Consider the following 18,367-nt stretch of genomic DNA (forward strand, 5'->3'; position numbering starts at 1 on the left):
GGACGCCGGGGCTTGTTCGAGCCCGTGGTCTTCATAAGGACATCCTTCCAGGGGCAAAACCCCCTGAACTCAGATGTCCGTCAAAACGGATCAGGCCCACGCGCGATCAGCCCAATCCAACCGCGGACGCCGATTACCACGACGCAACACCGCGACCTCATGCCGCAACACCAGCAACTCGACGTCCTTGGCTACCGAAGACCGGCCCAGCAGAACCAGCCAGCCACCCAGCTGGACAAAGACGAGGTACAGCAGTCGCAGCGCCACGCTTACGATCATGCCGTTCGCACGACAGTGCCCGACCACCGCAGCTCAGCGCATGTGTACGGAGTTCTGGCACCCCACAGGCCGGGCGTTGAGGTCGATCGCGGACGTGCTCTTCTGCTACGAGACCGAACTGGACGAGCCCGCTGCCGACTGGCTGGAGAACACGCGTGCGGTATGCGAGGTCCTCGCCGTGGTCGGCACCGACAGGGCCCTTGTCCGAACCGATGAGGGGAAGCGCGTAGAACTCACCGGCCCGGAGCCGGACGTGAATGCCTCCGTCGTGTGTGGATGGCTTTCCAGCGACCAGCGCCTGGAAGATCTCCCGCCAGAACTGATCGTCCACACTGGACGGTCGAGCACTCTCGGATCAACGGCCATGTGCACAGCATGCCGTGCAGCGCCGCCGCCCGCATCGGTCGATCCACCCGTCACCGCGATCTCAGTTGGTGACAGACCTGCTACTCACCACGAGCAGCCTGTCGTCATCACGCAGCACCGCCACCGTCGGATCCTCTCCCCAGATCCGCTGGCCGCGCCGCATCACGGCGAGCACCTGATGCCCACAGGCGAGTGGCGAACGGCCGACCTCGTCCCGCGTCACCGCGCGCTCGGTCAAGATCCACTCGAGATCAGCAGACTCACCGCCGCCGTCCTGTGGCCACGCCACGCCGGGTACCCACTCGTAGACCTGACGGACATCCACAACGTGATCGGCGCCCGCATGTTCGATCAGCTCGCGAACTTCAGCGCTGCGGACGACGGTGATGATCGTGGCTGTCTCGTTGAGCGAACGCACGGCGGACGTGATCCGCACGGCCGTCTCGTCATCCGGAACCGCGACAACGACGTGATCGGCATTATGCGCGCCAGCCAACCACAAGGTGCGTAAGCGCCAGCAGGGACCGACCACCGCCGGCACGCCTTCCAGTACGGCCTGCTCGGCCCGCACGGGATCCGAGTCGACCACCGTGAAGCCGTTCGCGTGGCCGTTTTCACGCAGCGCCGCGACGACCATTCGACCGCGGACGCTGTAACCGATGAGCACGGTTCGCGAACTCACCAGATCTCCCGTCGCGGCCACTGCTCCCGATGTCGTTCCCAGGTCGGAACACGACCTCCACGTAGCGTTGTCCGGGAGCCGAACGGGTACCGGCCCGATGTTCTCCGGCCGCCGGTACTTCGTCCTCCCGGAGCAGTCTGGCGCGGGCGCTCACCACGACCGGTTCGTGTCCGCCTTCGTATTGTGGCGGAAACCCGCACTGTGCAACCTTGCGAGGTCCTTTCGATGAGATCGCGTATGTCGCGGCAAGCGCGGGCACGGGAGTCGATCGGAAACTGGACCGACAGCTGTGCATAGATCAACGGTCGCTGCGGATCATGAGACCCAGACCTGCTGCGAAGATCGCGGAGAACATGGTCAATCCCGCCCACCCACCCCAGGAGGCCAACGCCAGTACCGCCACAAGCACCACCGCGAACAATCCGGCCAGAACCGCTGGACGGAGGACGCCGCTGGAGTCGAACAAGAATCGGTGCATCACCAGCCTGGCAAACGTCCTAGAACGACATTCAGTCGGGCGGACACGCAGCACCGCAACTGCTGCTTGGCAACCAAGTAGCCTCTCGCACGAGGAGGCTCAATGGCGATGGAACCACCCGAGCACGAACCCGACTACCGGTTCTCGTTGGCCAACGAGCGCACGTTCCTCGCCTGGATCCGCACGGCACTGGGTCTGCTCGCCGCAGGTGTGGCGGTCCGGCAGTTCGTGCCCCCGTTCGCGATACCCGGCGCTACGACCGGCCTTGCACTGGGATGCGTCGGGCTGGCCTTCGTCGCCGCAGTGGCCAGCTTTCCCCGGTGGCGGCGCGTCCAGCAAGCGATGCGCACCGGGGCTCCCCTGCCGCGCAACTCGATGATCGTCGTCCTCGTGGCCGGAGTGGTGTTGATGGCGTTGTTCGCGGCGGTGCTGGTGGTGGTCGGATGAATCGTGACGCCGGCCTGCAGCCAGAACGCACTGCGCTGGCGTGGAACCGCACCGCGCTGGCCGCCGCAGCCTGCTCATTACTCCTGCTGAACACGGCAGCGCGGCACGGCTGGAGTTCGGCGATCGTTCCTGCGGTGTGCACGGCAGCCGTATCCGCATCTCTCGTCATGCTCGGCCGTCATCGTCAGTCGAGCATGACGCAATCGCGCGGACTGTTCCTGATCAGCGCTCTCGTGAGCCTCGCATGTGTCTCTGCGCTGCCACTCGTGTGGAACGGTCACTGAGCCCCGATGTGTTCAGCGGTCCCCTTGCTGATCATCGGATCAGGAGTCGTGTTGGACACTGAGTTCCGCAGACGTTGGAGAGTGGTCAGTCACCGACGGGTCCGCTGCTCAGCACGACCAGTTTGTCGTCGCCGCGCAACTCCCCGACCTCAGGATTCTCGATCCAGATCCGCTGACCGTCCCGCACGACGGCCAGCACGTCGTTGCCGCACTCCAGCGGCGAACTGCCGACCTCGTCGTGCATCACCGGACGCTCCAGCACGGACCACTCCAGCTCCGGCAACTGATCGCACACGAGGCTGTCCATCTCCAGCGCCCACTCGCCGACCCGCTCCGCGACCAGGACGTGATCGGCGCCGAGGTACTCGATGAGCTCCTGCAGTTGTGTGCTGTGGACCAGGGTGGTGGTGATTGTGGTGGTCTCGTTGAGGCTGCGCACGACCGAGGTGATGCGCAAAGCCAAAGCATCGTCGGTCACGGCGACGACGATGTGGTCCGACGTGTGCACGCCTGCCGACCACAGCACGTCCAGGCGCCAGCCTTCACCCGCCACGGCGCGCACACCGTCCACTCCGGCCTGCGCGACGCGTTCGGGGTCGGAGTCGACGACGGTGAAGTCCGTCGCGTGACCTCCGGCGTACAGCGCGCTCAGGACGACACGGCCGCGAGCGCTGTAGCCGATGAGCACGGCATGTGAGCGCATCCGACAATCCCCATCTTGCGCGGGCGGGTGCCGACCGATCCTGCCGGCCGGCACCGGATCTCCCCGTGGTGGCCTGGCACGGACGCCCGCCCCGACAGTGGCGTCCGCCCCGCCATTCTGATGGAGACCCGCACTGTGACCGCCTGGCTGCCCGACTCCATCGAGGTTGAGTTGGCCGGCCCCAACCTCATCCGCCTGTGGTTGCCGGGCCTGCACGCTGATGTCGACGTCGAGCGGCAGGTCACCATCGACTGGGAACGCTTGCGCATCACCTGGGGCAGCGAAACCACGACGAGCTGCAACGGCACCCTCCAGGTTCTCCGGCTGACCGCAGGCCGCAGCGCGGTGTCCGTACACCTGACCGGTCCGCCCGGAGCGTCACGGAGCACGGTCGACACCTGGGTCGAATCAGCGCTCGACGCCCTCGAAACCGTCGTAGCTGCCGAATGCCGTACAAAACAGGCGGTACACCAACCGGCTCTGTGATCACAGCACCGAAGTTGCGCTACAACAGTCGCATGACCCGGTCCAAGGTCGGCGCGAACGACGTCGACACGCTCACCGACGCCGTGCTCACAGCTTCGCGCCTGCTGGTCGCCGTGTCCGCGCGCTCGCTCGCGGCGTTCGAGGAGACCCTTACCCTGCCGCAATTCCGGATGCTCGTCGTCCTGGACAGCCGGGGAGCGATGAAGCTCAGCTCGTTGGCCGAACTGCTGGACGTCAACCCGTCCACCGTGACCCGCATGGTCGACCGCCTCGTGACGACCGGGATGGTCGCACGCCAGCCCAACCCGGCAACACGCCGTGAGGTCGAGACCGAACTGACCGACGAAGGCCGCCGGGTTGTGCGCGGCGTGACACGGCGGCGCCGTGTGGCAATCGAGAAGATCGTCGGGAGCATGCCCGTGGATGAACGGCGAGGACTCGTCGATGCGCTGACCGCCTTCACCGAAGCAGGCGGCGAGCCCCCGGCTGATCTCGGCTGGATCTGACCGGAGTCAACCCAGCCACCTCCCCGCATCGACGGCGACCACCAGCGACACCAGCGCGACAGCGGCTCCGACCACCACCTGGTTGATCTGGACCACCGAGCTGACGTCGATACACACGACGAACGCCGCCACGACGAGCGTCCCGGCGAGACCTGTGTTCGCCGTGCGCAACCCAGGAACGTCCAATGGCGCCAGAGCGCACAGCATTCCTGCCAGCATGATCACCACGGCCAGACCCAGCGGTATCCAGTACGGCCGGAAAAGGTGTTGTGAGGCCTGGAAATCGAGCAGCGGAGGAGCGGCGATCAGCCACACACCCGCGAGGAACGTGAAGGTTCCTGCTCTGGCTTCCGCTTGCCGACGTCCTTCTTCGCACACAACGATCTTTGCTCTCGACCAGCGGTTTACCGACCGGGCTCGACCATCGTAGGGAGTTCGCAACGTCCGCTGCCGGTGTGCGGAGCGACCGGTTCCAGCAACTAGTGCATTGCACGTCGAATACCGACGTGCCGCCACCTCATTCCTGCTCATCCGGACGATTTGGCGTCGGTCACGCGGAGCGGTATGCCCTGCATGCAGGTGGTCGGCTTCTCGAGTGCCGGTGTGCCTTCGACCATGACCTCGGCACCAGTCTGCAGCACGTCGGGATTACCGCCGAGAAGCAGGAACTGTCTGCCGTCGTCAGCCTTCAAAACCAGACAGCTCGGCTCGACACCACTCTGCACGACACCGGTCAGAGTGATCACGCCCGGCGCGCAGGACGGCGGCAGACTGGCGTCTCCATCTCCCGACGCCCCTCCACGATCGCGTCCAGGGGCGTCTCCCCTGCTCGGTCGGACTCGAACGTGACCGGGCACCGTCGTGCCCGGGAGAACCTCGTGTGAGAAGTCGACCAGGCGCAAGTGGCAGGCCAGCTCGTCGCGGCCACTCCGGTAACCCCGTCGTTGGCGGCCAGTGGGCCGTGCAACCTGCTCCCCGGAACCATCGCAGTCGCGGTCCCAGAAGATCTCGACGTCGGCGGCGACCGGCGTCTGCACGTCGACCAGCGCGCATCCGGATGATCCGCGCGGTTGAACAACGCGAGGCAGACCACACCGTCGTCATCCGGACGGAACGCATGGCCGTCAGGCGGCCGGGAGGTCGACGTTGCGCAGCTGGATCTCACCGAAGTCATCGTTCGTGCCGATGGTTCCGCTCTCGTACACCTTCTGAGGCTCACCACACGCCGTGGTTGCGAGGGCCAGCAGCGCCACCGCTGCCATCGATGTTCCTCTGGCTATCCCAATTGACGGCATGATCTCTTCTCCGCGATCCGTTCAGCTTCGGTGGGACTTGCCCGGCGATGCGAGCCCGGTAGGGGACTCCGCTCTGACTACGCCGTCGCCGGCCACACCGAATCCACAATGGATGTTCGTGACTTCGATCAGCTCGACGCCGCGCGGCCGATGACATGAGGTAGCGACGCCTTCATGTGGTGGCAACTCACCGTCGTTGGGGTACAACTGAGCCATGACTCGGTCCAAGGTCGATACCAGCAGCGTCGACGCCCTCGCGGACGCGGTGCTCACGGCGTCGCGCCTTCTCGTCGCCGTCTCCGCGCGCTCGATCGCCGCCTCTGGTGACACCATCACGCTGCCGCAGTTCCGTGCGCTCGTCGTCCTGCAGAGCAGGGGCCCGATGAAGCTCACCACGCTGGCCGAGCACCTCGGAGTCAACCCGTCGACCGCGACCAGGACCGTCGACCGACTGCTCGCGCTGGAGATGGTGGCGCGCCAGCCGAACCCCGCCACGCGCCGCGAGGTCGTCATCGAGCTGAGCGAGTCCGGCCGCAAGCTCGTCCGAGACGTGACCCGCCGGCGCCGCGCCGCGATCAGGAAGATCGTCGAGCGGATGCCGGAAGACCAACGGCAAGGCCTCGTCGACGCGCTCACCGCCTTCACCGCCGCGGGCGGAGAACCTCCGGTGAACAGCAGCGAACTCGGGTGGGTTTGACCACCCTCCTCCTTCGGTCCCACTCGCAAGCGGGTACCGCACCGGGCTCCCGACTCACCTGGCGCGATCAAGCCGTTACCAGGACAACGCCGATGCAACAGTTGCATGTACGAAACGTTTCCAACCTCGACGTTCTGACTGCGGCACGTTGACAACCACCGATCTGAGGTGGGCAAGGGAGACCAGCCCCACGAGAGGAGAAAGACGTCATGACCGAAAACATCGCCAGACTCTCCCGCAGGGTCTGTGGCCGGCATCGAGCACCGGGCTGTTCAGCATCAGCCGACGCTGAACCTGGCTGCACCGTCTTCGTTTGAAAGTTTCGAACAGCAGGCCTTCACGACCAGGCTGCGGGTCGGAGACCGGTTCGCCACGGATCAACCGTCGCGCAACCGATCGAGCGCGAGCGGTCGCCTTTCGTCTGTGCAACATTTTCTCGGACCAACGGATTGAGTCGTGCAACGCAGGCATCCACGTGCATATGGTGAAGCCTCTTGGGACGACACAGGAGCCGTGACGCTCGGCGTCCCTCCCCGCCTCCGTCGAGTTCCGCTTCGTCGTGCACCACCAGCTTGAGGTGAAGAACATGTCTGCTGCCAACCCGTTCGTGGAATCCAGTCGTCGAGGTGGTGTGGTCGCGGGTTTCGACGGCTCCGACCGCGCTCGAGAAGCGATCCGCTGGGCAGCGGCCGAAGCCGCTCACCGCCGCCGTCCGCTGCTGCTCGTTCACGCTCACCTGACGGCGGTCACGAGTGCGTGGGGCACTGTGGCCGCACCCGGCTGGGGCGCGGCAGCGGTGTTCGACGACACGCCCCTCCTGCGGCAGGCCGAGGAGCAGGTCTGCGCCGCCGCGCAGGAGTGCAGGCGGCTCGAGCCGGGTTTGGACGTCGAGACCCAGGTCGTGGCGGGGCGGGCCGCTCCGATCCTTCTCGAGGCGGCCCGGACGGTGGACGCGGACCTCCTGGTGGTCGGGAGGTCCGGACCGGGAGTGTTGCCCCGCACGGTGATCGGTTGCACGGCCACCGGCCTCGTGCACCAGGCGGACCAACCGGTCGTCGCGGTGCACAGCGGACCGGTGGACAGGAGCGGTCCGGTGGTCGTCGGAGTCGACGGCACTGCCGAAACCATTACCGCCCTGCAGTTCGCCTCCGCCTATGCAGACCGCCACGGGTGCGAACTGCGTCCTGTACACCAAGATGTCGACACGTTGCTCGCGCACTCCGAGCGAGCGCAGCTACTCGTGGTACGAGACCGCGGTCATGGCGTCGTGCACAGAGCGGTGTTCGGCTCAGTCAGCCGCGCGGCACTCAGCCGTGCGTCGTGTTCCGTCGCAGTGGTGCCCAATGTTCCAGTGAGTGTTTAGGCAGGCGGGGTGCACGAACAGTCGAGCGGCTTCATGGCAGGCCTGCGCATGCTCATCGTGTTCGTCGCAGCCGAAGTGGCGTTCCTGGCGTTGACCCTAGTGACGCTGGTCTGGTACGCGTCCGCTGATCCGACGATCGTGGAGAGGGGGCAGCTCCCCGACAGCGGGTTGCTCGTGATGCTGATCGTGCCGCCGCTGGGGTGGTGCCCCTCGCCCCCACCGGCTGGGGTCCCTCAGCGAGGCCATGACCGGGATGACGAGCAACTGACTTCCGTCCGTCCACGACGACTGGTTTCATCGAGATGGATTCAGCGGCTCTGGAACAAAGACGGACCGGTGCGGGAGGTGGAGGGTTTCCTCCACCTCCCGCTTTCGTCACGAGTCGCTGATGCCGCCGATGGGCGTGAAGTCCCTCGACGCGATGAAATCAGGTCGTGGGCTCGCTGCGGCGAAGGGCTCGACGAGCGTGTTCTCCACGCTGTTGAACACCAGAAAGATGTTCGAACGCGCGAACGGCGTGATGTTGCTGCCCGAGCCGTGCATGCTGTTGCTGTCGAACATCAAAGCCGACCCCGCCGGTCCGGTGAACTGCTCGATGCCGTGCTCAGCCGCCAGCGCGGTCAGGGCGCTTCGGCTGGGTACCCCGACCTCCTGCTCCTTCAACGACTCCTTGTAGTGGTCGTCCGGGGTCTCGCCAGTGCACGGAACGAAGGAGCGATGTGCGCCGGGCATCAACATCAGCCCGCCGTTGAACGGGAAGTTGTCGGTGAGCGCGATGGAGATGCTCACCGCCCGCATCGACGGCATGCCGTCCTCGGCGTGCCAGGTCTCGAAGTCCGAGTGCCAGTAGAAGCCGGTGCCGGTGAAGCTCGGCATGAAGTTCACGCGGCTCTGGTGCACGTAGACGTCGGAGCCCAGAATCTGCCGCGCGCGGTCGGCGACGCAAGGATCGGCGGCCAGCTTCGCGATCATCTCGCTGGTCCGGTGCACCTCGAAGATCGACCGGACCTCGTTGGACCGCTTCTCGACGATCGTGCGCTCGTCCTCTCGGACCGCCTCGCCGGTGCGCAGCCGGTCCAGCTCATGCCTGTAGGCGAGCACCTCCTCCGGCGTGAGCAGGTCGTCGACTGTGAGGAAGCCCTTGCTGTCGTAGGACTCCAACGTCGTGTCGTCCAGCGGCCCCTTCACCGCACCCGGCCAGACCACCGGTTCCGACCTGGACACCAATGCCGCCTCGTCGGGTGTGCGAGTCAGGTACCTGTCCTCGGTCCGCGTCGCGGTCATACGGGAGCCTCCTCTTCTCGCACCAGCGGGTAGACGCCGTTCTCGTCGTGCACCTCGCGGCCGGTCACCGGTGGGTTGAACACGCAGATGGCCCGGATGTCGGTCCGGGGACGTACCTGGTGCCGCTCGTTGCCGTCGAGCAGGTAGAGCGTGCCTGGGCGGAGCTGGTGAACCTCGCCGGTCTCCTTGTCGGTCAGTTCGCCCTCACCGTCGACGCACAGCACGGCCTCGATGTGGTTGGCGTACCAGAAGTCGTTGACCGTTCCTGCTTTCAGCACTGTCTCGTGCAGCGAGAACCCGACGCGGTCGCCGGCCAGGACGATGCGCTTACTGCGCCAGTTCGGGGTGACGACATCGCGGTCGGTGCTGTCGAGGTCGTGCAATGAACGGACGATCATGTTATTCCTCGTTCCGGGATCAGACGGCCGCGCAGGACAGCACCGACTCGGCGAACCGCGACAACCCGTCCTCCAGTTCTTCCTCTGTGATCGTCAGTGGTGGCATCAGCTTCACCACCTCGTCGTCCGGTCCGGACGTCTCGACGAGCAGCTCCCGCTCGAACGCCGCCTTCGCGACCTGACCGGCGATCGCGGCGTCCGCCAACGCGAGACCCCGCGCGAGACCCCGGCCGCGGGGCATGACCCCGGGAACGGATCGGGCGATGTCCTGCAGGGCCCGGTCGATCTGTTCCCCCTTGGCCAGAGTGCTCTTCTCCAGCCGGTCATCGGCCCAGTAGGTCTCCAGCGCCGCCGTCGCGGTCACGAAGGACGCGTTGTTCCCCCGGAAGGTGCCGTTATGCTCGCCCGGCTCCCACACGTCGAGGTGCGGGCGCACGAGGGTGAGCGCCATCGGGAGGCCGAAGCCGCCGATCGACTTCGACAGGCACACGATGTCCGGTATGATCTCTGCGGGCTCGAAGCTGAAGAACGGGCCGGTCCGGCCACATCCCATCTGCACGTCGTCGACGATGAGCAAGATGTCGTGCTTGCGGCACAATTCGGCGAGCCCCGCCAGCCACTCGAACCGGGCGGCGTTGATCCCGCCCTCGCCCTGCACGGACTCGACGATCACCGCAGCCGGTTTGTTAAGCCCGCTGCCGCTGTCCGAGAGCAGCCGCTCGAAGTACAGGAAGTCCGGGTAGCGGCGGTCGAAGTAGTTGTCGTAGGGCATCGGGGTCGCGTGTACCAGTGGGATGCCCGCACCACCGCGTTTCATCGAGTCACCGCTGACCGACAGCGCGCCGAGGGTCATGCCGTGGAAGGCGTTGGTGAAGTTGACGACCGACTCACGGCCGGTCACCTTCCTGGCCAGCTTCAGTGCCGACTCCACGGAGTTCGTTCCGGTCGGCCCGGGGAACTGGACTTTGTAGCCCAGACCGCGCGGAGCCAGCACGAGCTCCTCGAACTTCTCCAGGAACGCACGTTTGGCCGCCGTGTGCATGTCCAGCGAGTGGATCACGCGGTCCTCGGCGAGGTAGTCGACCAGCGCCTGTTTGAGAACCGGGTTGTTGTGACCGTAGTTGAGGGCGCCCGCGCCGGCGAAGAAGTCCAGGTACCGGCGCCCGTCCTCGGTATGCAGCCAGCTGCCGACCGCGCGGTCGAAGACGACCGGCCAGCTCCTGCAGTAGCTGCGCACCTCGGATTCAAGGCTGTGAAAGATGTCCACGCGTTCTCAGTTCCTCACCAGGTGTGGGCGTCGTCAGCTCGGCCAGGGACCGAGGCGGTACAGGTCTTCTGCCTCGTGCCCGTGGGGGAACAGCTCGCTGGGAAACAGCGGGCTGTACTCCAGGCCGACACCGAAGGCGCGGGCCAGCGACGTGAAGAGGCGGACGGAAGGTTCGTTCGCGGGAGTGATGGTGGTTTCGAGGAACCGGGCTCCGCGCGCGTAGGCACGATCGATGAGGCCTTCGAGCATCGCGCCCGCCACCCCCTTTCCCCGGTGACGCGCGTCGACCGCCACTTGCCAGACGAAGAGCGTCGTTGGCGCGTTGGGGCGCAGGTATCCGGACACGAAGCCCACGACCTCGGTGCCCATCCGTGCCACCACCGACGTCTCGGCGAAGTCACGCGTCCACAGCAGGTACGCGTACGACGAGTTCAGGTCGAGCACACCCGAGTCGCGCGCGATCCGCCACATGGCGGTTCCATCGGGCAGATCAGGCCTGTCGATGACCAGGATTGACGACGGTCCGCGGCCGTCGCCGGTGTGTTTCGTCCGGTTGCCGAACATGCTGCCGGAACGTAACAGCTCATGGCGACACTGCACATATTTTGTCATACACAACATTTGCTGAAGGGGTGCTTCATGCACCGCTGACCTGCCGAGACCCAGATCAATGTGAGGCCGCTCATAACTTGATCATCCATTGTGGACCATGTTGCGATGTCCTTTCGGTCGAACGACCTATCGGCTCGATCGTCCATTCAGGATTACAGTCGGATGGCCCTGTAGTCGAAGTTGGGACGCCACTTCGTGTCTTCATCGCAAGTGAGTCGACGACGGTTCCTCGGTGCGGGACTGCTGGCCGTCACGCTGAGCCCGGCCTGCAGCACCGTGGACCTGAAGGCGGAACAAGACGGCGGAAACCTGCTCGAAAGACTGCGCGCCGTGGGCGAAGTGCGGATGGGCTTCGCCAACGAGGCTCCCTACGGTTACGTCAACCGGGCGGGTGTGCTCACCGGTGAGGCGCCCGAGGTAGGCAAGGCGGTCTTCCGCAGACTGGGAGTGGACAGGTTCGTGCCCGCTCTCTCGGACTTCGGTTCACTGATCCCCGGCCTGCGCGCAGGTCTGTTCGACGTCATCGCCGCCGGAATGTTCATCACCCCGCCGCGATGCGAACAGATTCTGTTCTCCGACCCCGACTACAACGCGCCCGAAGCACTTCTCATCCGCTCAGGCGACGCGGACAAGCCCACGACACTCGAAGACTTCGCCCGCCGCGACGACCTCCGGCTGGGCGTGCTGCTCGGCAGCGTCGAGGTGGACGTCGCCGCGGGTTACGGCGTGCCGGCCGAGCGGGTCGTCACGTTCGCCACACAGGCAGGCGGGATCGACGGGCTGCTGGCCGGCCGCGCGGACGGTTTCCTGCTCACGGCGATCTCGCTGCGGGACGCACTGTCACGCCGGCCGGACGCGCCACTCGAACTCACCAAGCCGTTCGTCCCGGTCATCGACGGCGTCGAGCAGTACGGAGCGGGGGGCTTCGGTTTCCGGCCGGACCAGACCAAGCTCCGTGACGCGTTCAACGCCGAGCTGCACGATCTCAAGAACAGCGGAGAGCTGCTGGAGATCGTCAGACCGTTCGGGTTCTCCGAGTCCGAGATGACCGACCTGACGGCGGAACGCCTCTGCCGGCCCGCCGCCTGACCGGAAGGATCTCCCCGACATGTCCGGAGGTCTGTGGCTTCGCCTGCTCGACGGCCTTCTCGTCACGCTGCAGCTGACCGTCTACGGCGCGGCGCTGGGCCTGGTGTTCGCGTTCGGCGCCGGACTCGCCAGGCTCAGCCAGAGCCGGGTCGTGCGCGGGCTCGCGTTCGCCTACACCGAGGGCTTCCGCGGGCTGCCCGCGCTCGTCGTGCTTTTCTGGCTCGTGTTCGCCCTGCCCAGTATGGGTTTCCAGCTCGAACCGCTGTTCGCAGGCGTGCTCGCCCTGTCGTTGAACATCGGCGCGTACGGCGCCGAAGTGGTGCGCGGCGCGATCCTGTCCGTGCCCACCAGCCAGCTCGAAGCGGCGACCGCGCTCAACTTCACCCGCTGGCAACGAATGCGGCGAATCGTGCTGCCTCAAGCATCCGTGTCCATGGTTCCGCCGTTCGGCAACCTGCTCATCGAACTGCTCAAGGCGACCGCACTGGTGTCCCTGGTCTACCTGCAGGACCTCACGTTCCAGGGCCAGATCGTGCGCGCCGCGACCGGGAACACCGCGATGACCTTTCTCGGACTGCTCGTCGGCTACGGCGTGATCGCGTTGATCCTCACAGTCATCATGCGGCTGGTGGAGCGCCGTGCTGCCGCGTCGGTCGGCCGAACCGTCCAACCCGGACTGTTCACCAGGAGGGCCGCATGAATTTCGACTGGCAGACCGCCTGGGACGCGGTTCCCCAGCTGCTGCAAGGCCTTCTGGTGGCATTGCGGGCAACCGCGCTCGGCTACCTCTTCGCGCTCGTGCTCGGGCTGGTGTTCGCCCTGGCAAGGCGCAGCCACCGGACGTGGCTCAGACTGCCCGTGGCGTTCGTGATCGAGTTCGTCCGGTCCACGCCCCTGCTGGTCCAGCTGTTCTTCCTGTTCTTCGTGCTGCCGACCGCGGGCATCGAGCTGTCCCCCATGTGGACCGGAGCGATCGGGCTCGGCGTGCACTACGCCACCTACACCTCTGAGGTGTACCGCGCGGGCATCGACGGGGTGCCCGCAGGTCAGTGGGAGGCGGCGACAGCGCTGAGCATGCCCCGCCGCCGAACCTGGACGCGGATCATCCTGCCGCAGGCGATCCCCCGGGTCGTTCCCGCGCTGGGCAACTACGCGATCTCGATGTTCAAGGACACGCCTCAGCTCACCGTCATCACGGTCGCCGAGATGCTCAGCATCGTGAAGTCCCTTGGCTCGCAGAACTTCCAGTACCTGGAACTGATCACCATGGCGGGCCTGCTCTACCTGGTGGCCGCGCTGCTCATCGCCTGGCCGGTGCGGATAGCGGAACGCCGGCACCGAAGGGAGAACGCATGACGCCCGCCGACCGCGACCAGATCGTGTTCCACGGAGTCACCAAGAAGTTCGGCGAGAACGTCGTGCTGGACGACCTGTCGTTCGGAGTGAGGGCCGGCGAACGGGTCACCCTGATCGGGCCCAGCGGATCGGGCAAGACGACGATCCTGCGCATGCTCATGACGCTGACCGAGCCGGACAGCGGCACAATCACGGTGGACGGCAACCACCTCTTCCACGAGGTGCGCAACGGCACCCTCGTCCCGGCGGGCGAGCAGCACCTGCGCGCCGTCCGCCGCAAGATCACCATGGTCTTCCAGCAGTACAACCTGTTCCCCAACATGAGGGTGCTGCGCAACATCACCGAGGCACCCGTGCACGTGCTCGGCCTGTCCAAGGATGAAGCGGAAGCCAGAGCACGGGAACTGCTGGAGATGGTCGGTCTGTCCGACAAGCTCGACGCCTACCCGGCGCACCTGTCCGGCGGGCAGCAACAGCGCGTCGCCATCGCCCGAGCGCTGGCCATACGGCCCGAGGTGCTGCTGCTCGACGAGGTGACCTCCGCCCTGGACCCCGAGCTCGCCGCCGAGGTGCTCGACGTGCTCCGCGACGTCGCCAGGACTACCGAGGTCACGATGCTCTGCGTCACCCATGCCATGAAGTTCGCCAGGGACATCTCCGACCGTGTACTGATGTTCAACGAGGGACGGATCATCGAGTCCGCACTGCCTGCCGAGCTGTTCGACTCGCCGCAGCAGGAGCGCACGCAACGTTTTCTCCACTCATTGCGCGACGAGGCGTGAACACCAGTTCCACTGCGTTCACCGCTCGACCCCGCGCACGAGGGCGCGATCTCAGATTCGGGTGTTAACGAGTTCGTGTCCAGCGAAGCCCGGAGGGTCACGACAGACTGTTGGAAAGTCTGGTGAACGAAGCTGCGAGCGCGGTCTATGAAGTCTGGGTGGGTCTGCTGCACCGTTAGGTGACATCTGAGTTGGCTTGCCGTGATGGTGAGCTGGGAGGATGTCGCTGTGCCCAAGCCCTACCCCCAGGAGTTCCGCGACGATGTCGTGCGGGTCGCTCGTGACCGCGAGCCCGGCGTGACCGTTGAGCAGATCGCCAAGGACTTCGGGGTGCACCCGATGACGTTGTTCAAGTGGCTGCGCCAAGCAGAGATCGACGAAGGCGTTCAGCCCGGTGTGAGCAAGAACGAGTCGGCCGAGCTGCGCGAAGCCCGCAAGCGGATCAAGCTGCTGGAGCAGGAGAACGAGGTCCTGCGCCGGGCGACTGCGTATCTGTCGCAGGCGAACCTGCCGGGAAAAGGCTCTACCCGCTCGTGACGAAGCTGGCCGCGGACGGGATCCCGGTCACGGTGGCGTGCCGGGTCTTGAACATCGCTCGACAGCCGTACTACCGGTGGCGTGCCCGGCCAGTCACCGAGACCGAGCTCGAGCGGGCTCATCGGGCGAACACGTTGTTCGATGCGCACCGCGATGATCCGGAGTCCGGCTACCGGTTCCTGGCCGATGAGGCACGCGACGCCGGCGTGTCGATGGCGGATCGGACCGCGTGGCGGATCTGCTCGTCCATGGGCTGGTGGAGTGCGTTCGGCAAGAAACGCGGCCGCAATGGGAAGAAGGCCGGTCCGCCGGTGCACGATGACCTGGTCCGCCGCGACTTCACCGCCACGGTACCGAACCGTCTGTGGCTGGCCGACATCACCGAACATCGCACCACAGAAGGAAAGCTGTATCTGTGTGCGATTAAGGACGTCTGCTCCAACCGGATCGTCGGCTATTCCATCGACTCCCGGATGAAGTCCCGCCTCGCCGTCACCGCGCTCACCAACGCCCTCGCCCGCCGCGGTGAGGTCGCCGGCTGCGTGGTGCACACCGACCGCGGATCGCAGTTTCGATCCAGGAAGTTCGTCCGTGCACTCGCGCGTCACGGCCTGTCCGGTTCGATGGGCAGGGTCGGCGCGGCGGGAGACAACGCCGCGATGGAAAGCTTCTTCGCATTGCTGCAGAACAATATTCTCGACCGGCGTTCCTGGTCCACCCGCGACGAACTCCGGACCGCGATCGTTACCTGGATCGAACGCACCTACCACCGCCGCAGACGCCAAGCCGCCCTCGGCAGGTTGACCCCCATCGAATACGAAGCAATTATGACCACGCCAGCCAGTCAGGCTGCGTGACTACTGCTGTCACCTACTCGTGCAGCAGACCCGTTCGGTAGTGGTGCGCACGTACGGGAAGTACCGCTCGAAGAAGTCGCTGATCTTGGCGCTTCACACAGGTCTCGGTGGCGAGCGCAGCGCGCGCCTCAGCCATCCTGCGGCGCCCGCATACCGACAGCGCCGATCACGCCGTCGGCATGCCGGCTGTGCATCAGCTTGATGGCGGCGGTCAGGTACTCGTCGGCAGGTCCGAAGTCGGTGTTGCAGAAGAAGGAGACGTCGAGACGGTCGGTGCCGAGGCTGGCCGGCGTGGTCTTGAGCTGATGATGGGATCTGCGGGTCCGTGTGATCGTCGCGGTTGCAGCGGCCTGGACGCCCTAGTGATCAGGCCGGCCACCGTGGTGGCAGTAAGCCGCGACGCGGACGACCACAACTTGTTCTCCAGCGTCGGCGCGATTGAGGTCCTTACGGAGTGGTGACGTTGCGGATTGCGTTCTGCCGACGCCGCCTGCGCCTACGTATGCCCTGTCAGACAGGGGCACCAACGAGGAGGACGAATGACACACCGCGTAGTCGACAGGCGGAAGTTCCGGCTGATCGCCTCGTTGTCGGCGGTCGCCGTGGTGGCCGCCGGTACCGCCACCGTGGCACTGGCCGCGAAGGACGGTGACCCGGCGCCAGCCAGCGCGTTCGTGCGCATCGAGCAGGTCGGTAAGAACGTCGTCAACCCGAAGGTGCAGCAGGGCGGCACCAGTGGTGTGTTCACGGTCGACTGCGGCACGAACGAGAAGGGCAAGTTCAGCGCCGACAACCCGGTGGCCCAGCCGGGGCTGCCCCACGGTGCCCAGCACGTCCACGACTTCGTCGGCAACCTGTCGATCAGCGCCGAGTCGACTGACGAGAGCCTCGAGGACTCGGAGACCACCTGCAAGAACGGCGACAAGTCGTCCTACTTCTGGCCGGTCGTGCGGATCAACCCGAAGGCCAACGTGAACTCGTCCGGCTCCAGCCCGGACAAGGTCAAGGAGGCGGGCACACCGCACGTCACCTGCCCGTCGGTCAAGGACCGTCTGCCCGCCGTACCGCAGCAGGCGAGCGGCGAGGTGGACCGCAACCTCGAGCTGCTGGACAAGCAGCTCAAGGAAGCCAACGACCGGGTGGCGCGCAACGAGAACCCCGGTGGGCGGCTCGGGCGGCGACGCGACCCCGACCGTGAAGTGCCCCTCGGTGCGCGGCGCGCTGGGTGCCGTGCCGGACCAGGCGATCGCCGAGGTGGACCGCAACCTCGCGTTGCTGGACAAGCAGATCGCGGAGGCCAACCAGCGGATCGTGACCACCAAGGGGCAGGGCGGCCCGAACTTCGTCAACAACGCCATTCTGGGGCCGTTGACCGCGGCAACGCGACCAGCAAGGTCACTGCCATGCCGAAGTTCCTGAAGATGGTCGTCGGTGACGCGAAGCCGACCAGCCGCGGTCCCGCCAACGCCCGCGCCACGTGGACCTGCAGCGGGTTCGAGGACCGGCTGTCGGACAAGTACGTGATCTGCCCGAACGGCAGCAAGGTCATGCGCGTGCACGACTTCGCCGGTTGCTGGGACGGCAAGAACGCCGACAGCGCCAACCACCGCGACCACGTCGCGTTCGCGGACAAGAAGACCGGCGCGTGCCCCAAGGGCTTCAAGGCGATCCCGCAGCTGCGGATCAGCATCTCCTACGACATCGCGCGGGACGTGCAGGAGAAGGGCCAGTACCAGCTCGACGCCTTCCCCGAGGAGAACCACAACCCGTTCTCCGACCACAACGACTTCGCCAACGTCAACTCCGACCAGACGATGGCGCAGATCGTGAAGTGCGTTAACGAAGGACGGCGCTGCGGCTGACCGTTGCCGTCGGGGGTGCGGTCGCGCGGTCCGCACCCCCAACTCGGCATGACGTTCAGCACCGCCGACGGGACGTGCTGGCGGGCCCTGTTCAGGAACTCCGCGCTGGGGAACTCCAGGCGAAGGTCAGAAGTAGCAGGTTCGAGCAGCAACACAAGCAACGTGTGCACGGTGTCAGCGCCTGGATGATCTCGCGCACGCCGTCGATGCCCTGCCGATGCCGATCACGACCAGCACGTCACCTGCCTTGAACACCTCCGCCGGCGGGGGTAAGGCGATCACCTGCTCGCTGCGGACGATCGCGACGATCGACGCACCGGCGCGAGATCGGCCACACGTGTGGCCGAGCGGCTGGACCGCGTGCGCGGACGCGGTTGGCACGTCGATCTGATCGGAGTCGAGGCCTGGCACCTCCCTGGTGAGGTCGGCGAACCGTCCGGCGATGCGGGAAGCACTGAGGATCTCAGCGACCGTGTCAGCTTCCTACGTCGTCAGCCGGAACTGTAGGCGCAAGCGATCACTCAGGCGGTTGGTGCGTCTCGGGCTTCGCGACCTTGTCTTGTGTCAGCTCGACGTTCGGCGGCGAGCCGGTAGAACTCCGTGCGGATGGCGGCGATCTCGCCGCCGTGCTGCCGCCCGAACTGCTGGCCCGTCCACTCGACCAGGAAGTCCTCGATGTTGTCGGGGCCCCACCGGTGGATGTTCCAGGCGAGGTCCATGCAGAAGGACAGTCCGGC

Annotated in this window: 25 protein-coding genes; 13 read left to right on the forward strand and 12 right to left on the reverse strand. The window is 66.0% G+C overall.

Features of this window, described 5'->3' with window-relative positions:
* Positions 1-90: 90 nt before the first annotated feature.
* Both IG04_RS0134965 and IG04_RS0134970 read right to left on the reverse strand, forming a co-directional pair.
* Positions 91-267 carry a hypothetical protein gene (locus IG04_RS0134965; RefSeq protein ID WP_030481024.1) on the reverse strand — a complete coding sequence of 59 codons (177 nt, stop codon included), beginning with the start codon at positions 265-267 and terminating at the stop codon, positions 91-93.
* Between the two features lie 439 nt (positions 268-706).
* Complete coding sequence (locus IG04_RS0134970) at positions 707-1,348, reverse strand: NAD(P)-binding protein (RefSeq protein WP_030481025.1); 642 nt, start codon at positions 1,346-1,348, stop codon at positions 707-709.
* 559 nt (positions 1,349-1,907) lie between these two features.
* Between IG04_RS0134970 and IG04_RS0134980 the strand changes: the two genes are divergently transcribed.
* The gene (locus IG04_RS0134980; RefSeq protein WP_030481027.1) at positions 1,908-2,252 is read left to right on the forward strand and encodes a YidH family protein; all 345 of its coding nucleotides are present in this window, start codon (positions 1,908-1,910) and stop codon (positions 2,250-2,252) included.
* On the forward strand, positions 2,249-2,536 hold the full coding sequence (locus IG04_RS45865; protein ID WP_084401875.1) for a DUF202 domain-containing protein: 288 nt from the start codon (positions 2,249-2,251) through the stop codon (positions 2,534-2,536). The genes IG04_RS0134980 and IG04_RS45865 overlap by 4 nt, the downstream gene beginning before the upstream one ends.
* A gap of 85 nt (positions 2,537-2,621) precedes the next feature.
* Here the strand turns inward: IG04_RS45865 and IG04_RS0134985 are convergent, their stop codons facing one another.
* Entirely contained in the window at positions 2,622-3,239 is a 618-nt protein-coding gene (locus IG04_RS0134985; RefSeq protein ID WP_084401874.1) for an NAD-binding protein, read from the reverse strand.
* A gap of 135 nt (positions 3,240-3,374) precedes the next feature.
* Here IG04_RS0134985 and IG04_RS0134990 point away from each other — a divergent pair, with 135 nt between their 5' ends.
* On the forward strand, positions 3,375-3,725 hold the full coding sequence (locus IG04_RS0134990) for a hypothetical protein (RefSeq protein ID WP_084401873.1): 351 nt from the start codon (positions 3,375-3,377) through the stop codon (positions 3,723-3,725).
* Positions 3,726-3,757: 32 nt separating this feature from the next.
* Entirely contained in the window at positions 3,758-4,231 is a 474-nt protein-coding gene (locus tag IG04_RS0134995; RefSeq protein WP_030481030.1) for a MarR family winged helix-turn-helix transcriptional regulator, read from the forward strand.
* Between the two features lie 6 nt (positions 4,232-4,237).
* Here the strand turns inward: IG04_RS0134995 and IG04_RS0135000 are convergent, their stop codons facing one another.
* The 3 genes from IG04_RS0135000 to IG04_RS46850 all read right to left on the reverse strand — a co-directional run bounded on the left by IG04_RS0135000 (position 4,238) and on the right by IG04_RS46850 (position 5,493).
* Positions 4,238-4,546, reverse strand: a complete 309-nt coding sequence (locus IG04_RS0135000; protein WP_030481031.1) for a hypothetical protein — start codon at positions 4,544-4,546, stop codon at positions 4,238-4,240.
* A gap of 212 nt (positions 4,547-4,758) precedes the next feature.
* Positions 4,759-4,977, reverse strand: a complete 219-nt coding sequence (locus IG04_RS0135005) for a hypothetical protein (RefSeq protein ID WP_051771318.1) — start codon at positions 4,975-4,977, stop codon at positions 4,759-4,761.
* 378 nt (positions 4,978-5,355) lie between these two features.
* The gene (locus IG04_RS46850; RefSeq protein ID WP_157513060.1) at positions 5,356-5,493 is read right to left on the reverse strand and encodes a hypothetical protein; all 138 of its coding nucleotides are present in this window, start codon (positions 5,491-5,493) and stop codon (positions 5,356-5,358) included.
* Between the two features lie 247 nt (positions 5,494-5,740).
* Between IG04_RS46850 and IG04_RS0135015 the strand changes: the two genes are divergently transcribed.
* A complete protein-coding gene (locus IG04_RS0135015) occupies positions 5,741-6,223 on the forward strand; it encodes a MarR family winged helix-turn-helix transcriptional regulator (protein WP_030481033.1) in 483 nt (160 codons plus the stop codon).
* A 586-nt stretch (positions 6,224-6,809) separates the two neighbouring features.
* Positions 6,810-7,586 carry a universal stress protein gene (locus IG04_RS0135020; protein WP_144065535.1) on the forward strand — a complete coding sequence of 259 codons (777 nt, stop codon included), beginning with the start codon at positions 6,810-6,812 and terminating at the stop codon, positions 7,584-7,586.
* Positions 7,587-7,961: 375 nt separating this feature from the next.
* On the opposite strand, the gene thpD is transcribed toward IG04_RS0135020, so the two are convergent.
* Genes thpD through ectA form a run of 4 tightly spaced genes read right to left on the reverse strand, consistent with a single transcriptional unit; the run spans position 7,962 to position 11,099 of the window.
* Complete coding sequence (thpD, locus tag IG04_RS0135025) at positions 7,962-8,870, reverse strand: ectoine hydroxylase (protein ID WP_030481035.1); 909 nt, start codon at positions 8,868-8,870, stop codon at positions 7,962-7,964.
* Complete coding sequence (locus IG04_RS0135030; protein ID WP_030481036.1) at positions 8,867-9,268, reverse strand: ectoine synthase; 402 nt, start codon at positions 9,266-9,268, stop codon at positions 8,867-8,869. The genes thpD and IG04_RS0135030 overlap by 4 nt, the downstream gene beginning before the upstream one ends.
* A gap of 19 nt (positions 9,269-9,287) precedes the next feature.
* A complete protein-coding gene (ectB, locus tag IG04_RS0135035) occupies positions 9,288-10,535 on the reverse strand; it encodes a diaminobutyrate--2-oxoglutarate transaminase (protein ID WP_030481037.1) in 1,248 nt (415 codons plus the stop codon).
* 33 nt (positions 10,536-10,568) lie between these two features.
* Positions 10,569-11,099 carry a diaminobutyrate acetyltransferase gene (ectA, locus tag IG04_RS0135040; protein WP_051771320.1) on the reverse strand — a complete coding sequence of 177 codons (531 nt, stop codon included), beginning with the start codon at positions 11,097-11,099 and terminating at the stop codon, positions 10,569-10,571.
* A 258-nt stretch (positions 11,100-11,357) separates the two neighbouring features.
* Here ectA and ehuB point away from each other — a divergent pair, with 258 nt between their 5' ends.
* The 7 genes from ehuB (at position 11,358) to IG04_RS0135085 (ending at position 17,630) form a co-directional block, all read left to right on the forward strand.
* The gene (gene ehuB, locus IG04_RS0135045; RefSeq protein WP_245816456.1) at positions 11,358-12,236 is read left to right on the forward strand and encodes an ectoine/hydroxyectoine ABC transporter substrate-binding protein EhuB; all 879 of its coding nucleotides are present in this window, start codon (positions 11,358-11,360) and stop codon (positions 12,234-12,236) included.
* A gap of 19 nt (positions 12,237-12,255) precedes the next feature.
* Positions 12,256-12,936, forward strand: a complete 681-nt coding sequence (ehuC, locus tag IG04_RS0135050) for an ectoine/hydroxyectoine ABC transporter permease subunit EhuC (protein WP_030481040.1) — start codon at positions 12,256-12,258, stop codon at positions 12,934-12,936.
* Entirely contained in the window at positions 12,933-13,592 is a 660-nt protein-coding gene (gene ehuD / locus IG04_RS0135055; protein WP_030481041.1) for an ectoine/hydroxyectoine ABC transporter permease subunit EhuD, read from the forward strand. Before ehuC ends, ehuD begins: the two co-directional genes overlap by 4 nt.
* Entirely contained in the window at positions 13,589-14,374 is a 786-nt protein-coding gene (ehuA, locus tag IG04_RS0135060; protein WP_030481042.1) for an ectoine/hydroxyectoine ABC transporter ATP-binding protein EhuA, read from the forward strand. The genes ehuD and ehuA overlap by 4 nt, the downstream gene beginning before the upstream one ends.
* A 228-nt stretch (positions 14,375-14,602) precedes the next feature.
* A protein-coding gene (locus IG04_RS0135070; protein ID WP_144065534.1) for an IS3 family transposase occupies positions 14,603-15,768 on the forward strand; the annotation gives its coding sequence in 2 pieces (ribosomal slippage) (positions 14,603-14,887 and positions 14,890-15,768; 1,164 coding nt in all).
* A gap of 107 nt (positions 15,769-15,875) precedes the next feature.
* Positions 15,876-16,229: a hypothetical protein gene (locus IG04_RS46855; RefSeq protein WP_144065533.1), complete on the forward strand. Its 354-nt coding sequence runs from the start codon at positions 15,876-15,878 to the stop codon at positions 16,227-16,229.
* A 78-nt stretch (positions 16,230-16,307) separates the two neighbouring features.
* The gene (locus tag IG04_RS0135085) at positions 16,308-17,630 is read left to right on the forward strand and encodes a DUF1996 domain-containing protein (protein WP_030481045.1); all 1,323 of its coding nucleotides are present in this window, start codon (positions 16,308-16,310) and stop codon (positions 17,628-17,630) included.
* A gap of 174 nt (positions 17,631-17,804) precedes the next feature.
* Here the strand turns inward: IG04_RS0135085 and IG04_RS47800 are convergent, their stop codons facing one another.
* Positions 17,805-18,041: a cation:proton antiporter regulatory subunit gene (locus IG04_RS47800; RefSeq protein ID WP_051771322.1), complete on the reverse strand. Its 237-nt coding sequence runs from the start codon at positions 18,039-18,041 to the stop codon at positions 17,805-17,807.
* 110 nt (positions 18,042-18,151) lie between these two features.
* Positions 18,152-18,361 (reverse strand): glycosyl hydrolase 115 family protein, encoded by a 210-nt coding sequence (locus IG04_RS0135095; RefSeq protein ID WP_276326732.1) that lies wholly within the window; start codon positions 18,359-18,361, stop codon positions 18,152-18,154.
* Positions 18,362-18,367: the final 6 nt, after the last annotated feature.

Source organism: Lentzea albidocapillata (assembly GCF_000719115.1).
GTDB lineage: Bacteria > Actinomycetota > Actinomycetes > Mycobacteriales > Pseudonocardiaceae > Lentzea > Lentzea albidocapillata.